This is a genomic window from Colwellia sp. MB02u-14, assembly GCF_014076915.1.
Taxonomy (GTDB): domain Bacteria; phylum Pseudomonadota; class Gammaproteobacteria; order Enterobacterales; family Alteromonadaceae; genus Colwellia_A.
This window is the reverse complement of sequence record NZ_JACGUX010000062.1, coordinates 324,668-340,332: the sequence shown is the minus strand read 5'-3', so window position 1 is coordinate 340,332 and position 15,665 is coordinate 324,668. Positions and strand designations below refer to the sequence as shown.

13 protein-coding genes are annotated in these 15,665 nt (G+C 37.8%); all 13 read left to right on the top strand.

The features are described 5' to 3' along the window. Positions 1 to 3: 3 nt before the first annotated feature. The 13 genes from H4J52_RS06355 (at position 4) to H4J52_RS06295 (ending at position 15,648) form a co-directional block, all read left to right on the top strand. Positions 4 to 228, top strand: coding sequence for a DUF4266 domain-containing protein (locus tag H4J52_RS06355; protein WP_182179846.1), 225 nt, complete (start codon positions 4 to 6; stop codon positions 226 to 228). Then, positions 219 to 1,547, top strand: coding sequence for a DUF3570 domain-containing protein (locus tag H4J52_RS06350; RefSeq protein WP_182224380.1), 1,329 nt, complete (start codon positions 219 to 221; stop codon positions 1,545 to 1,547). Before H4J52_RS06355 ends, H4J52_RS06350 begins: the two co-directional genes overlap by 10 nt. Before the next feature lie 151 nt (positions 1,548 to 1,698). Continuing rightward, positions 1,699 to 2,595 carry an FAD:protein FMN transferase gene (locus H4J52_RS06345; RefSeq protein WP_259366741.1) on the top strand — a complete coding sequence of 299 codons (897 nt, stop codon included), beginning with the start codon at positions 1,699 to 1,701 and terminating at the stop codon, positions 2,593 to 2,595. 120 nt (positions 2,596 to 2,715) lie between these two features. Then, positions 2,716 to 3,507 (top strand): SIMPL domain-containing protein, encoded by a 792-nt coding sequence (locus tag H4J52_RS06340; RefSeq protein ID WP_182179850.1) that lies wholly within the window; start codon positions 2,716 to 2,718, stop codon positions 3,505 to 3,507. Positions 3,508 to 3,661: 154 nt separating this feature from the next. After that, on the top strand, positions 3,662 to 4,138 hold the full coding sequence (locus H4J52_RS06335) for a GAF domain-containing protein (protein WP_182179852.1): 477 nt from the start codon (positions 3,662 to 3,664) through the stop codon (positions 4,136 to 4,138). Next, entirely contained in the window at positions 4,138 to 4,428 is a 291-nt protein-coding gene (locus tag H4J52_RS06330; RefSeq protein ID WP_070376584.1) for a hypothetical protein, read from the top strand. The genes H4J52_RS06335 and H4J52_RS06330 overlap by 1 nt, the downstream gene beginning before the upstream one ends. 29 nt (positions 4,429 to 4,457) lie before the next feature. Continuing rightward, on the top strand, positions 4,458 to 5,249 hold the full coding sequence (gene proQ / locus H4J52_RS06325; protein ID WP_259366740.1) for an RNA chaperone ProQ: 792 nt from the start codon (positions 4,458 to 4,460) through the stop codon (positions 5,247 to 5,249). Positions 5,250 to 5,265: 16 nt separating this feature from the next. Then, on the top strand, positions 5,266 to 7,302 hold the full coding sequence (gene prc, locus H4J52_RS06320; RefSeq protein WP_182179854.1) for a carboxy terminal-processing peptidase: 2,037 nt from the start codon (positions 5,266 to 5,268) through the stop codon (positions 7,300 to 7,302). A gap of 168 nt (positions 7,303 to 7,470) precedes the next feature. Next, the gene (gene nhaC, locus H4J52_RS06315) at positions 7,471 to 8,973 is read left to right on the top strand and encodes a Na+/H+ antiporter NhaC (RefSeq protein ID WP_259366739.1); all 1,503 of its coding nucleotides are present in this window, start codon (positions 7,471 to 7,473) and stop codon (positions 8,971 to 8,973) included. A gap of 116 nt (positions 8,974 to 9,089) precedes the next feature. After that, the gene (gene pepN / locus H4J52_RS06310; protein WP_182179856.1) at positions 9,090 to 11,654 is read left to right on the top strand and encodes an aminopeptidase N; all 2,565 of its coding nucleotides are present in this window, start codon (positions 9,090 to 9,092) and stop codon (positions 11,652 to 11,654) included. A 7-nt stretch (positions 11,655 to 11,661) separates the two neighbouring features. After that, positions 11,662 to 11,877, top strand: a complete 216-nt coding sequence (locus tag H4J52_RS06305) for a DUF2835 family protein (RefSeq protein ID WP_182179858.1) — start codon at positions 11,662 to 11,664, stop codon at positions 11,875 to 11,877. A 323-nt stretch (positions 11,878 to 12,200) separates the two neighbouring features. Then, entirely contained in the window at positions 12,201 to 14,249 is a 2,049-nt protein-coding gene (locus tag H4J52_RS06300) for a DUF1302 domain-containing protein (protein WP_182179860.1), read from the top strand. A 10-nt stretch (positions 14,250 to 14,259) separates the two neighbouring features. Further along, on the top strand, positions 14,260 to 15,648 hold the full coding sequence (locus H4J52_RS06295; RefSeq protein WP_182224379.1) for a DUF1329 domain-containing protein: 1,389 nt from the start codon (positions 14,260 to 14,262) through the stop codon (positions 15,646 to 15,648). Positions 15,649 to 15,665: the final 17 nt, after the last annotated feature.

Genomic DNA, 15,665 nt, shown 5'->3' with positions numbered 1-15,665 from the left:
TTAATGAAAAATAAATTTAAGTACTCATTCATCTTGGCTACGGTAACTTTAGCATCTGGTTGTTCTAGTTTAGGTGTCGAACCTTGGGAACGCGATCTGTTAGCAAAAGAGCAAATGGCCTTAACATCTTCGCCAATTGATTCAGCACTTGATGACCATATTTATTTCAGTAAAGAAGCATCAAGTGGCGGTAAAAGCTTTGGTGGAGGAGGTTGTGGATGCAATTAATTAATGATGATAATGAAATGAAAAAAACGGTGAATAAAGCTAACCTTAAAGCGGCGTTAACTTTAGCAACAACAGCTTTGTTAGGCAGTGTTCAGGTTGCGGCTGCGACAACTTCGGTTGAGCCTACTGAAGATAGCTGGTCTTTTGATTCAGCCTTTTTATACTACAGCGAGGCTAATCGTGTCTCAGCGGCAGAAGCCGTTTTTAATGCGAATAAAATCTACAGTGACGACAGTATTTTAAATGTAAAGTTAACCATCGATGCATTAACGGGCGCTTCAGCCAATGGCGCGGTGGCACAGCCAAAGGTACAAACATTTACCCGACCTTCAGGTAAAGGCGATTACGATATCAAACCGGGTGATACACCACTCGATGATACCTTTCATGATACTCGTGTGCAGTTGAACGGACAATGGACTCAAGCATTAGCTCAAAATTATACTGGCAGCGCAGGGGGACATATTTCAAAAGAATATGATTACCTATCTTTAGGGGTGAACGGTAATATTGCTTATGATTTCAATAAGAAAAACTCCACCGCTTCGTTTGGCTTAAGTCATTTTCAAGATACCTTTACGCCAGAAGGTGGTTTACCTAAACCTTTTGCGTCGATGACCGCTGCCTATCATGATGATGGCGATGAAAGTAGCCACGATGCAACTCGAATGGGAAGTGATGACGATAAAACCACCACCGATATTATGGTCGGTTTTACGCAAGTGATTAATCGCAATATGGTGACGCAACTTAACTATTCATATTCAGTCGTTGATGGTTATTTAACGGATCCATTTAAAATATTAAGTTTGCTTGATTCAAACGGTATTGCGCAAGACTATTTATATGAAAATCGCCCTGATAAACGCACTAAGCAAAGTGTTTTTGCACAAACAAAATATCATTTTGATGAAACTATTTTAGATGTGTCTTATCGTTATATGTGGGACGATTGGGAAATAGATTCTCATACGGTTGATACACGCTTTTATATTCCATTAGGAAACGGTAGTTATTTAGAGCCACATCTACGTTTTTATCAACAAGCTGCTGCAGAATTTTATCAACCTTTCTTGATGCAAGGTGATGCACTACCTGAGTTTGCTAGTGCTGATTACCGTATTGGTGAAATGACAGCTTATACGGTGGGTCTAAAATATGGTATGAAATTAGCTGATGGCAACGATTTATCTTTTAGACTTGAGTATTATCGCCAAGACCCAAAGAGTGCTGGGCAAAAGTCTCCTGGCGTTTTAGCAAATATGGAAATATATGAACGTATCGATGCTATTATTGCGCAGGTCAGCTACTCGTTTTAAGCGGTAAACTTTAGCCAAGAGTCTTTATTTTTTTATAAGTTATGTTGTAAGCTCTTATTTCATTAATAAGGGCTTTTTTATTTAGCGCCTAACACTCTAATAGGTTTTGAAAAACATATCGTGATCGGTAATAAATATAGCAGGTTAAAATTTGAGTAAGCGAAGAAAAATAATAACGACTGAACGTGAAGACGGTTATTGTATTGAGTTTGATGCAATGGCAAGTCCGTGTGAGGTCATTATTGAAACGTCGGATAGAGCACTTGCCAACTTTGTTGGTAAAGCAATTAGTACAGAGGTGTGGCGTATAGAGGACAAGTATAGCCGTTATAATCGCCAAAGCCTTTGTAGCCAAATAAACCAAAGCCAAGGCAACCCTCTCGCTATTGATGATGAAACGTTTGCTTTATTAAATTTTGCAGACACCTGCTATCAACTCAGTGATGGGGTTTTTGATATAACGTCAGGGGTGTTAAGAAAGGTCTGGACTTTTGATTGCTCGAGTAATCTTCCTAGCCCGCTGGCAGTTGCTAATGTCATGAAAAATGTTGGTTGGCATAAGGTCAAATACAACCAGACACAAATAATATTACCTGCTGATATGGAAATTGATTTAGGAGGAATTGGCAAAGAGTATGCGGTAGATCGCGCTATTTTGTTAATTACCTCCTTAACGCAGCAACCAGTACTTGTAAATTTAGGGGGAGATTTAGCCACAAATTCACCCAGAAAAAATGGTCAACCTTGGCAGGTAGGTGTAGAGCATCCAGGATTTGTTAATAAGAAAAAAATGGTGGTGTCGTTATTTAAAGGGGCACTAGCAACAAGCGGTGATGCTAAACGTTTTTTATTAAAAAATGATCATAGATATAGCCATATTCTTAATGCTAAAACGGGGTGGCCAATCGAGAATGCACCTCGTTCAGTGACAGTTTCTGCGCCACAGTGTATTCAAGCCGGAATATTAGCCACATTGTCACAAATGCAGGGTGAGCATGCTGAAACGTTTTTAGAGGAACAAGAAATTAAGCACTGGGCTATTCGTTAATGTTACCTCGTGATTTTTTGTCCATATATTTATTTAAGTGCAATAATAAAGTCACGACGCCTCGATGAGAATATCCGTGGCTACCGTCATTCATGACAAGGACTAACACTTAGGAAAACCATGAAATATATATTCATTATTATTATCAGTTTATTTTCTACGCTTATTACCGCTGAACAGTTTGTTAAAAAGGGTATTGAAGTTATTGGCAAAGGCTCTGTAAGCGCTGAGCCCGACCAATTTACTTTTACCGTTTCAATTGACAAACGCGGTAATATTGCCAGTAAAGCTAAAGCATGGGTTGACCAAAAAAGTGGTTTAGTTACCAACCTGTATTTATCAATGGGGATTGCAAAAACGGCTATCGAGTCTTCTCGCTTAGAATTAATGCCTCGCTATGAAAAGCGTACGGTGCTCCCTGAGTATGAAATACATCAAAGATTGCCTACCCCAAATGAAAATAAGCTAAATAAAGAAAGAAGTAATACAAAAGTAGTGATCAGTAGTCGTGAATTAGCGAACAATACGTTGCATGAGCAAGAAAAAATTTACTTTGAGGTATCTCGAACAATTACGGTGACCTTTACTGACTTCTCTCTTTACGACCAGCTACTTGATAATGTGGTAAGAATAGGTGTTAGTCGGATCTCTGCTCTGCAAACAGAAACAACAAACAATGAAATTTTGTATCAACAAGCCCTACTTAAGGCTTTAGAAAATGCGCAGCTAAAAGCAAGAGCTATCGCAAATAAAATAGGTGTTCAACTTGGTAAAGTCTCCAGTTTTGAAGAATCTTCTTACCACACACCAAATGCTTATGCTATGGCAAGTAGAAGTAACGATGGCTTTAGTTCGCAAGTTGGCAAAAAGCATGTTTCAGCACAGGTAAGTGTTACTTTTGCTATTAAATAGGTAAATAATGACGCTAAGTTTACTAAAACAGGTGAAATATAAGTTAAAACCACATAAAATCTATAATAAGTACTTTAACTTCACGGGTTATCGGGTTATGTTATGCGCTTTTTGACCATCACTTATCTTTGATAAACTAAGAATACTGTTATTTATGAACAAAAATGAATTATATCAAGAACTTTACCAACAAGTTGATGCCTTAATCAACGACGAACCTGATCTTATTGCTAATATGGCAAATATTAGCGCCTTACTTTTTGAGCATTTATCAGAAGTTAACTGGGTTGGATTTTATCGTTTAATTAATAATGAACTGGTATTGGGTCCTTTTCAAGGGAAAGTAGCTTGTATTCGCATTCCTGTTGGCACGGGCGTTTGTGGTACAGCCGTTAGCGAAAGTCTCACACAACGAATTGCAGATGTTCATTCATTTGATGGTCATATCGCTTGCGATGCAACCAGTAATTCAGAAATTGTTATCCCTGTAAAAGTAGATGGTAAGATCATTGCGGTACTTGATATAGACAGCACCTCTTACGATCATTTTGATGAAGGTGATCAACAAGGACTGGAAGCAATAATTAATTTATTTGAAAATATGATCATCAAGCACAGCGTGATAAACTAATGAAAGAAATTATTGTTATTCATGATTACCTCGTCAGCGAAAGTATTGTCGGTGACTGGGATGGTCAAGAAGAATTCGTTGCCGAACGAATAAATGAAATTTATCACCTGATTTATGATTTAGCCGAAGAAGATATTGAACCAGAGATATTAGCGCAATTATTATCTTTGGTTTGGGACACTTGGATTTGCCAAGAATCACTACCTGATATAGATAGTGAAGATATTTATGACTGGTGCCAACATTTGTTGGATAACCGTGAACAGTACCTTCAGGATTTAACCTCTTAAAATTTAAGAATTTTTAAAAAGTTGTATTTATGGACACTAAAATAGAAAACGAAGTGAGCAAAACAGAAATGACTGACACTGAAGCTAGTATTGAAATTAGTACTGAAGTTGCAGAACTAACACCGGTAACCGCTGAGCAAAACACTGAAGTTAAGCGTTTAAGCACAAAAGAAATTATCGCTTATTTAGCTAATAAATTTCCGAAATGTTTCTCAATTGATGGCCCAGCTAAAGCCCTTAAAATTGGTATATTCCAAGATTTGTCTGCAAAATTAGCTGAAGACGAAACGGTGAGTAAAACTCGTTTACGTCAAGCGTTAAGACATTACACAAGCAGCTGGCGTTACTTGAAAGCCGTTAAGTTAGGAAGTTTTCGCGTTGACATTGACGGTAACGACTCTGCTGAGATTGATCAAGAGCAAGCAGATTATGCGATTAAGACGCTTAAAGAGAGCCAAGACAAATTTGGTAACAAAAATAAACACGACAAAGCAAGCAAAAAGCCTTATAAGGGATCTAAGCTTAATAAGTCTGATAATTCATCTGAAGTAAAACCGTCTACTCACAGCCAAGAAACAAAGCAAGACAAACAAGCTAAGTTTAAATCAGTAAAGTCAACTAAACGTACTCCTATAAAGGAAGAAGTTAAACTTGTTCCTGTTGAAGACAGTGCCGTTGTTGTTGGTAAAAGCGTTAAAGTTAAATTAGGTAATTCACCTATGACCGCTATTATTACAGAAGTTGCTGGTAAAGATGTGAGTGTTCAATTAAATTCAGGAATGGTTGTTAAGACGCAAATTAAAAATATATTTACTGAATAAATTGGAGTACTTGGGCATGCTAAAAATTTGTCGTATCGCAATTGCCGTTTCTTTATCGATATCAGCAATGAACGTATTTGGTTTTGAAAGTCTTGCTAATGTGGATAACCTTCCTATATTGGCGCCTGAAAGCCAGCATGCCATATCGAGTAAACGCATTACCGCGCAGTTTACTCGTGCTCATTACACCCAAGTTAAAATGGATAATGCACTCTCTGAAAAAATATTTGATCGTTATATAAAACAACTTGATTATGCTCGTAATGTTTTTTTAGGAACAGATATTGATGATTTTCAAAAATATCGCTTTGAATTTGACCTTGTTATTTCTCGGGGTAAATTAGATATTGCCTATGAAATATTTAATTTAAACCTTCAAAGACGTTTAGAACGCTATGAATATGCGCTAAGTCTCCTAGAAAAAAAGCCTTTCGATTACACCACAGATGAAGTCTATAACTTTGATCGAGAAGAATCCGATTGGCCACAAGGTATAAAAGAATTAAATGAATTATGGCGTTTAAAAGTTAAATATGACGCTCTTAATTTAACGTTAGCGGGAAAAGAGTGGCCTAAAGTTCAAGAAGTTCTGGGTAAACGTTACCGCTATGCGATTAAAAGATTAAAACAAAGTGAAAGTGAAGATGTTTTTCAAGTTGTCATGAATAGCTTTGCTCGTGTTGTTGAACCTCATACGTCGTATTTGTCACCGAGGAATGCTGAAAAGTTTCAAATGGACATGAATTTGTCTCTTGAGGGCATTGGCGCGGTACTTCGAGCGGAAGAAGACTATACGGTTATTAATAGTGTTGTTCCGGGTGGCCCCGCAGACAAATCAAAAGATGTTAAGCCTAAAGACCGAATTGTCGGCGTTGCTCAAGATGATGATAAATTTGAAGATATCATCGGTTGGCGTTTAGATGATGTTGTTGATCTAATTAAAGGGCCTAAAGGGACAAAAGTCCGCTTACAAATCTTACCAGCAAAAGCTGAAAATGATGCGGTCATTAAAGTTGTTACTATCGTTCGCGATAAGATAGTACTTGAAGATAGAGCAGCAAAGTCTGAAGTTTATTTTGAAACCAATGGTGATGAAAAATCGAAAAAACTAGGCGTTATTACTATACCTAGTTTTTACAATAATTTGTCCCGTGACGTTAAAAAAGAGCTCGATAAATTAAAAGCAGAAAAAGTTTCTGGTATTATTATTGATTTACGTGGCAATGGTGGCGGTTCGTTACGCGAAGCAACACTACTAACGGGTTTATTTATTGATAAAGGCCCCGTCGTTCAAGTACGTGATGGCGCAAATAGAGTACAAGTTAACAGTGATGATGACGGCGTAAGCTCTTATGATGGCTCATTAACGGTCATGGTTGATCGCTACAGCGCTTCTGCCTCTGAAATTTTTGCTGCAGCAATCCAAGACTATGGCCGTGGCGTTATTGTTGGCGAGCATACGTTTGGTAAAGGCACTGTTCAGCAGCATCGAGGATTAGGGCGGGTTTATGATCTTTATGATAATCCATTAGGCAGTATTCAATTTACTATCGCTAAGTTTTACCGTATAAATGGCGGCAGTACTCAGCATAGAGGGGTACTTCCTGATATTTCTTTTCCTACAGCGGTTAACCCTGAAGACTGGGGTGAAAGCCGTGAGAAAAATGCGTTACCATGGGATCAAATTCCTAAAGCAAGTTATAAACGTATAGGAAACTTATCGACAGATTTATCTTATTTGAATTCATTACATATTGAACGTGTTAAATCTAATCGTGAATTTAACTATCTACTTGATGATATTATTACTTATCAAAAAGAAAAAGATGATAAAACTATTTCTTTAAAACTTATCGAGCGTAAGCAGAAGCGTGAAGAGAGTAAAGAAAAACAACTTATCCGTGTCAATGAGCGTTTAGTTGTTATGGGTAAAGAAAAAGTAAAATCATTAGAAGATTTACCTGACGAGCTGGAGGCATTAGATCCGTTTTTAGACGAAACCGCTAAAATTACTTTTGATTTAATTTCCCTAGGTAAGATGGCTAAAAAGTAATCAAAAAACAATTCAACAAAAGCCGCTTTATTGCGGCTTTTATGTAAGACAAAAGGCCAAACTAATTTTTCAACAGATTAGTCAATAAACGTTATCCTGACTTTCAGGGTTTTGTGATTAAAACATTAAAAATTATAACTATAATAAAACTTAAGGTCAGCATCGCACATGACAGAGCCAGAAAATAATAACCAGACCCCTTCAATGCACTTGCCAAAAGAACCCAGTATGCTTGATGCGTTAATTCCTATTTTTGCATTGGTTGTTATGTTAACAACGGCTGTATTGTATTTCGCTGATAACTCATCTTATGGACCAAATCAAATTGCTTTATTACTCGCCATGGGAATTGCAATTGTTATTGGCATTAAAAATGGTTATACATGGCAATCTATTGAAAAGTCTATTGTTGGTGGTATCTCTATTTCCCTGGGAGCTATCTTAATCTTATTGGCTGTTGGCTCATTAATAGGTACTTGGTTACTTTCAGGCACCGTGCCTACAATGGTTTATTACGGTCTGAAAATTATTGACCCAAGTTGGTTCTACGCGGCTGCTTGTTTAGTTTGTGGTATTGTTGCTATGAGTATTGGTAGCTCTTGGACGACAGCTGCGACCGTAGGTGTTGCCTTTATTGGTATTGCTAATGGCTTTGAAATGTCTACTGCGGTTACTGCTGGTGCGGTCATTTCGGGTGCATATTTTGGTGATAAATTATCGCCATTGTCTGAAACAACAAATCTTGCACCTGCCGTAGCTGGAAGTGAGTTATTTGAACATATTCGCTATATGTTATGGACTACTATACCTTCGATTAGCATTGCTCTTATTTTGTTTTTACTTATTGGTTTTGACCACTCTTCAACTGTCACAGGTGATACGGCAAGTATTGATGCACTATTAAATACACTTGATACTACTTATAATATATCTGTTCTTAACCTTATCCCGCTCTTTATACTACTTTATTTAGCCTTTAAAAAAGTGCCTGCGTTTCCCGCCGTTGCTATTGGCGCTTTAATTGGTGCTGTTTGGGCGTTAATTTTTCAACAAGACCTTATCTTGAGCATGGCCGCGGAAGGAGTAAGTGGTGTTAAAGCTTATATTACTGTCGTTTGGACAGCCTTCTTTGATGGTGTTGTGGTTAACTCCGGCAATAAACAAATTGATGAGCTGCTCAGCCGTGGTGGTATGTCTAGCATGCTAAACACCATTTGGTTAGTGATGTGTGCACTGAGCTTTGGCGCGGTGTTAGAGCATTTAGGCATGCTAAATAAGTTTGTTAAGGCTATTTTATCAACAGCTAAATCTACCGGTAGTTTAATTGCGAGTACCGTTGCAACATGTATTGGCACTAACTTAATAACAGCGGATCAATACATGGCGATTGTTATGCCAGGTAGAATGTTTAAAGCTGAATTTAAACGTCGTGGTTTTCATCCAACCCTATTAAGCCGTACTTTAGAAGATTCAGGGACCATCACTTCACCTTTAATTCCTTGGAATACTTGTGGTGCTTTTATGTTTGCTGCATTAGCATTAACTTCATATGATTATATTTTTTATTGTTTTTTCAATTTAATTAATCCAGTACTTGCCATAATTTATGGCTATACCGGCTTTAAAATTAAAATGTTAGCAACAAGTAGTGATGAACTTATAAAGAGCTAGCATTAAATACAAAGAGTATTGCCGGAGAATAATACATTCTTTTATTTGCTCTTAATCCCGACTTAATATGAAGCCTGTTTATGCAGGCTTTATATTTTTTTCAAAAGGAATATCTCATGACTGATTTTACAGCACGCTATTTATCTGACTACCAAGTGTCAGATTTCTCAATTTCCACGGTTGATCTAACATTTGAGCTTGCCGATACGGCGACCATAGTTACGAACACAATGACAATAAAGCGTGAAAATAAAAAGGCTAAGCAATTAGTACTTGATGGTGAACAACTCAAACTTGTTTCGCTGCAAATCAATCAACAAGCTTTACCTACAAGCTTTTATCAAGTGAGTTCAACACAGTTAACTGTTGATGTTAATGCAGAAGAGTTTATGTTGACGATTGTTACTGAAATTGACCCACTCAATAATACGTCACTTGAAGGCCTGTTTAAATCGGGAGGCGCTTTTTGTACACAGTGTGAAGCCGAAGGTTTCAGACGGATCACTTATTATTTAGATCGCCCTGATGTTATGGCAACATTCTCCACTAAAATTATTGCTGATAAAAAACTATACCCTTACTTATTATCAAACGGTAATAAAACTGGTGAAGGGAATTTACCACAAGGCAAACATTTTACGTGTTGGCAAGACCCTCATCCAAAGCCTTGTTACTTATTTGCCGTTGTTGCAGGGGATTTTGATTTATTATCAGATACGTTTACGACAAACGATAAACGAGATGTTGCTCTAGAAATATTCGTTGATAAAGGTAACTTACATAAAGCTCATCATGCGATGTCATCACTTAAAAAGTCAATGCGTTGGGACGAAGAAACGTTCGGTTTAGTTTATGATCTTGATATTTACATGATTGTTGCAGTCGACTTTTTTAATATGGGTGCAATGGAAAATAAAGGCTTAAACGTTTTTAATTCCAAATTTGTTTTAGCTGATGATGAAAGTGCTACCGACACTGATTTTTTTAATATTGAAGCTGTTATTGGCCATGAATACTTTCATAACTGGACAGGCAACCGTGTTACTTGTCGTGATTGGTTTCAGTTAAGCTTAAAAGAAGGTTTAACGGTATTTCGCGATCAACAGTTTAGCGCAGACATGCATAGTGCAGCGGTAAACCGTATTAAAAATGTTAGATTGTTACGCTCTCAACAGTTCGCTGAAGATGCTGGGCCTATGGCACATCCTATTCGTCCAGAAAAAGTGTTGGAAATGAATAACTTTTATACCTTAACTGTTTATGAAAAAGGTGCTGAAGTGATCCGAATGATCCATACCTTATTAGGAAAAGATAACTTCAGAAAAGGCATAGATTTATATTTTGCTCGTTATGATGGTATGGCCGTTACTTGTGCAGACTTTATTAATGCAATGTCTGATGCTTCAGAGGTAGATCTCGCTTTATTTAAAGCTTGGTACCATCAGTCGGGCACACCTACTTTAACGGTCAAAGAAAGCTTTTTAAATGGAAAGTACCAGTTAAGTATTACGCAGAGAAGCCCTGCACAAAAAGATGGCAGTGCAGGTAAGTCGTTACATATTCCTGTTGCGATTGAACTTATTGAAAATAATAAAGTAACAAAGCGCCAGCTACTTGAGTTAACTTCTGAGCAGCAAACGTGGACTTTTGACCATTTTTCTGAAAAACCTGTAGTAGCGATCTTAGCTGATTTTTCTGCGCCAGTGAAATTGAGTTTTAACCAAACAGATAAAGAGCTGGCAACCATTATGGCTTTTGCGGATGACGAGTTTTGTCGTTGGGACGCGGGTCAGCAATTAATGTTGAATTACATTAAAGCATTAGTGAATGACGATACTTTTGTTTTACCTAAGAGCTTATTAATTACCTATCAAGCTATTTTTGATGCAAGCACTGACAATGCATTTAAAGCTGAGCAGTTGTCCTTACCTAGTTTTGATGAAGTTGTTGCTGAAATTACACAGGTAGATCCCATAAAAGTAGTCAATGCAATTTCAGCCGTGAAATTATTTTTAGTTAAAGGCTTAACGGCAAGTTTTGAAAAAGCATTCACTGATAACAAAAGCTCACAGTATGTATATGGTGGCAATGAAGTGGGTAAAAGAGCATTAAAAAATGTTTGCTTGTCTTATTTATCGCTACTCAATGAACCACAAAAAAATGTGGGGTTACAATTTAACTCATCAGATAATATGACAGATACTTTGGCTGCTTTGGTATGTTCAGCTAAAAATAACTTAGTCGACTTTGATGAGCAATTACAAAATTTTGAGAAAAAGTGGCACAATACACCATTAGTTATGGATAAGTGGTTCAGTATTGCTGCCCAGCAATGTGATACTGATATTTTTAGTTCACTTGATACTTTACTCGTTCACCCCTTATTCAGTTTAAAAAATCCAAACCGAGCACGTTCATTACTCGGTAACTTTAGCGCAAATAATCCTCGTTACTTTCATTGTAGAACAGGACAAGGTTATCAGTTTCTGGCGAAACAAGTCGCGTTGATGAATGAAATAAATCCACAAGTTGCCTCAAGGTTAATAACGCCACTTATTCAATTTAAAGCTTTTGATTTACCGAGACAGCAATTAATGCGAGCAGAACTAGAAAAATTGACTAAGCTTAAAAAATTATCAAAAGACTTAAAAGAAAAGCTTGATGCTGCCTTAGCTGGCTAATTGCTTTATGAAATATTACTTTTTAATCAATATGACTTCTGCTGAGTTTTATCCCTATTATGAAGGTAAAGCTCAGCACATGGTTGTTACAACAACTGAAGGTCTGCGAGTGCAATTTCCAGCAATGCACATGAGAAAATATTTATTATCTAATGGAATTAAAGGCTGTTTTTGTATGGAAACTAAAAATAATAAATTTTTGTCTTTAACTAAAATCACATAGTTAGAGTATTAGCTTTAAACAGTGGTCGGACCATCTAGTGTGTTTGAAGCTATCTAGTCAGTTTCGCTGTAACACTTAATACAAGTCACTACTTGTTGAAAACTATATGAAGAATTTTTTGTTTTAAACGGTTGTTTTAAACAAGAGTGTGTGATTAGGCTTTTATTGATTAGAAGTCATTAAAACATAGGGTCTTATCAATTTTTTTTAGCTCTTGCGCCATTGATAAAATGATGCAATTATTGTTTTAGACCACTTATTTCAAATAGTAAGTAGCGATGATAAAAATAAAATATAATTTACACGCTCTGGGGAGAGAATAAATGAAATATAGCCCTCGCAACAGGTTTTACAAGAAGCCTTTGGCTGCAAGTATAACCGCTGCACTTGTTTGTTTAGCGACAGTAAACCACGTACAGGCAGAGAATTTTACATTAGGTAACTTTGATGTAAGTTTTGATTCAACATTTAGTTACGGCCAAAGTTGGCGTGTAGAAGACCGCAATTGGAACGATAACGTCGGAAAATCAAATAATCCTAATAATGGTTTTGATTTCAGTAGTTACCATCCATCATTAAATCCAACGCCTGATACTGGGACTGTATGGAACGGACAGGGTGGTTACTCAACAAATGGTGATAACGCTAACCTCAATTATAATTCAGGCGAAAGCTTTTCTCAGATAATCAAGGGTTCACATGACCTTGAAGTTCGTTATGAAAATTTTGGATTGTTTGTTCGTGGTATGTACTTCTATGACTTAGAAATGAGTGACAGTGACCGAGCATGGGCTAATCCTTTGTCAGGGGTAACTAACGATCCTTGTCGTGACGGTGAAGCGAGTGATCAATTATGTAGTGACGTAAGGTTGCTTGATGCCTTCGTTTATGGTGATTTTTATGTTGGCGATATGCCGCTTTCAATTCGCGTAGGTCAGCAAGTTATTAGCTGGGGAGAAAGTACTTTAATTTCTCATGGTATCAGTGAGCTAAACCCTGTTGATATTGCACGTCTTCGTGCGCCTGGTTCAGAATTAAAAGAAGCTTTTATTCCTTTTGGCGCTGTTTGGGCATCATTAGGTATATCTGAAAATTTCAATATTGAAGCTTTTTATCAGTACAACTGGGAAAAAACGGTATTACCAGCGCCTGGTAGTTACTTCTCAACCAATGACTTTGCTGGTGATGGCGGTCAATATAATAATGTTCAATTAGGCTTCGCTAGTAACCCAGATCTCGATTTAGATTACCTTATTTCAGGTCTTAATACCCTCAGTGGAGCAATTGCTGCAGGTGCTGTTCCTCCTGCAAGTATTGGTGGTGCTTATTTAGGCGCCTTTCCAACCAAAGTGACACTACGTCAAGATGATGCTGAGAATGAGCCTGAAGATGGCGGTCAATACGGTTTACGTTTATCGTGGTTTTTACCCGATTTCAATGATACCGAAATTAGCCTCTACCACATGAATTACCACAGCCGTCGTCCAATATTTGCAGGTGTTACTGCAGACTTCAGTGACGCGGCAATTGGTGACGATATTGGTATGTTACTTTCAGGTCCTATTACTGAAGACAACTACACTAATTTAAAAGCTTTCTCACGAGTTGAGCTTGACTACGTTGAAGATATTAAAGTTTACGCAATGAGTTTTAATACGGTGTTAGGTACTACCTCAGTAGCGGGTGAAGTAACTTTCCGTCAAGACGAACCATTACAAATCGATGATGTTGAGTTGTTGTTTGCAGCTATGCCACAACAATTAGCGAATGACCAAGGTCGTAGCGAACTTGATGGCATTTCTCAAATGCCAGTATTCCAAGGGGGAGAGCACGCAGATGGTTTTGTCTTATCTGATACACTTCAAGCACAAACAACGCTAACTCACCTTTGGGGTCCTTCATTTGGTGCAAGTCAATTAACAACATTACTTGAAGTGGGCGGCATTAATATTCAAGATATGCCTGACCAAGATGTATTACGACTGAATGGTCCTGGTACTGCACGTAATGGTGGTATTGCAGGTAAAGAAGGCTTAGAGTTGGCTGTGCAAGACGGTGTCGAAACTAACCCATTTCCAGATGCATTTGCTTGGGGGTACCGCGCAATTGTCAAGTTAGACTTTAATAACGTGGTTGCAGGTATTAACGTTTCACCACGTATGGTTTTTTCACATGATGTGAAAGGGACGACACCAGATCCATTATTCCTCTTCGTTGAAGAACGAAAGTCAGTAGCTTTAGGCATCAACTTTAATTATCAAAGCCGCTGGTCAGCAGATATAAGCTATAACGGCTTTTGGGATGGCGTAGGAACAACCAATAAAATGGAAGACCGCGATTACATTTCATTCAGTATTAAATATTCAATATAAGGCTAAGTTAATGATCAATATTATAAAAAATTCACTTAAAAAATTAACATTAGCCTCAGTTGCAGTAAGTTTGGCTATTGTGTCAACGGCAACTCTCGCTAAAGTTTCACCGACAGAAGTCGCTAAGTTAAGTAAAGAATTAACGCCAATTGGCGCGGTTCGTGCTGGCAATAAAGACGGTTCTATTCCTTCATGGAGCGGTGGTATTACTTCGGTTCCTGCTGGATATACCGTGGGTGACCATCACATCGATCCATTTTCCACAGATAAAGTAAAATATACGATTACTGCGGCTAATGTTGCAGAACACAAAGCAATGTTAACACCGGGCCAGGTAAAGCTTTTTGAAACTTACCCTGATACTTATAAAATGAATGTCTATCAATCAAGGCGTTCAGCTTCTTATCCTGAACATGTCTATCAAGCAAGTATTGATAACGCCGGGCGTACAGAATTAGTTGAGGGTGGTAACGGCATTGAGAATGCAGCTGTTGGTATTCCATTTCCTGTACCAAAAGATGGTCTTGAAGCTATTTGGAACCATATTTTACGTTACCGTGGTGAATCTCTTTCACGTGAAGGCGGTCAAGCCGCACCAACAGCTTCAGGTGATTACACTTATTTAGGTTTTGATGACCAGTTAATAATCCCTTACGGTGTTAAAGGAGCTTCAGCTGAGAAACTTAAAGAAACTAATATTTTGTTTAAGTTTAAGCAAAAAGTTACTGAGCCTGCACGTTTAGCGGGTACCGCATTATTAGTTCATGAAACAATGAACCAAATACAAACACCTCGCCAAGCTTGGACATATAACACGGGTCAACGTCGTGTTCGCCGTGCACCTAATGTTGCCTATGACACGCCAGGTACAGCGTCTGATGGTTTGCGTACCACTGATGATTTCGATATGTTTAATGGTGCGCCAAATCGCTATAACTGGACACTAAAAGGGAAACAAGAGTTGTTGATCCCTTACAATGACTATCGTTTACATAGTGACAAATTAAAATATGCTGATATTTTACAGCCAGGTCATATTAACCCCGAGCATGTTCGTTATGAAAAACATCGTGTGTGGGTTGTCGAAGCTAACTTAAAATCAGATACACGTCATACTTACAAAAAACGTGTTTTCTTTATTGACGAAGATAGCTGGCAAATAGCGGTTACCGATATTTACGACAACCGTGATGAGCTGTACCGTGTTGGTGTTGCACATGGTTTGAATTATTACGAGGTTCCGACGCAATGGTCTACACTTGAAGTATTTCATGATTTACAGTCTCGTCGCTATATAGCAATGGGCTTAGATAATGAAGCTAAAATGTATGACTTTTCTGCAGAGTTAGAAGATATTTCATTTACTTCTTCTGCATTACGACGTGAGGGGCGCAGATAGCATTTAGCGCCTAAAAC

Bases quoted from the DNA above. Each gene is read 5' to 3' on its own strand.
- H4J52_RS06355 (WP_182179846.1), top strand. From the start codon at position 4: ATGAAAAATAAATTTAAGTACTCATTCATCTTGGCTACGGTAACTTTA.
- H4J52_RS06350 (WP_182224380.1), top strand. From the start codon at position 219: ATGCAATTAATTAATGATGATAATGAAATGAAAAAAACGGTGAATAAA.
- H4J52_RS06340 (WP_182179850.1), top strand. From the start codon at position 2,716: ATGAAATATATATTCATTATTATTATCAGTTTATTTTCTACGCTTATT.
- H4J52_RS06335 (WP_182179852.1), top strand. From the start codon at position 3,662: ATGAACAAAAATGAATTATATCAAGAACTTTACCAACAAGTTGATGCC.
- H4J52_RS06330 (WP_070376584.1), top strand. From the start codon at position 4,138: ATGAAAGAAATTATTGTTATTCATGATTACCTCGTCAGCGAAAGTATT.
- proQ (WP_259366740.1), top strand. From the start codon at position 4,458: ATGGACACTAAAATAGAAAACGAAGTGAGCAAAACAGAAATGACTGAC.
- prc (WP_182179854.1), top strand. From the start codon at position 5,266: ATGCTAAAAATTTGTCGTATCGCAATTGCCGTTTCTTTATCGATATCA.
- nhaC (WP_259366739.1), top strand. From the start codon at position 7,471: ATGACAGAGCCAGAAAATAATAACCAGACCCCTTCAATGCACTTGCCA.
- pepN (WP_182179856.1), top strand. From the start codon at position 9,090: ATGACTGATTTTACAGCACGCTATTTATCTGACTACCAAGTGTCAGAT.
- H4J52_RS06305 (WP_182179858.1), top strand. From the start codon at position 11,662: ATGAAATATTACTTTTTAATCAATATGACTTCTGCTGAGTTTTATCCC.
- H4J52_RS06300 (WP_182179860.1), top strand. From the start codon at position 12,201: ATGAAATATAGCCCTCGCAACAGGTTTTACAAGAAGCCTTTGGCTGCA.
- H4J52_RS06295 (WP_182224379.1), top strand. From the start codon at position 14,260: ATGATCAATATTATAAAAAATTCACTTAAAAAATTAACATTAGCCTCA.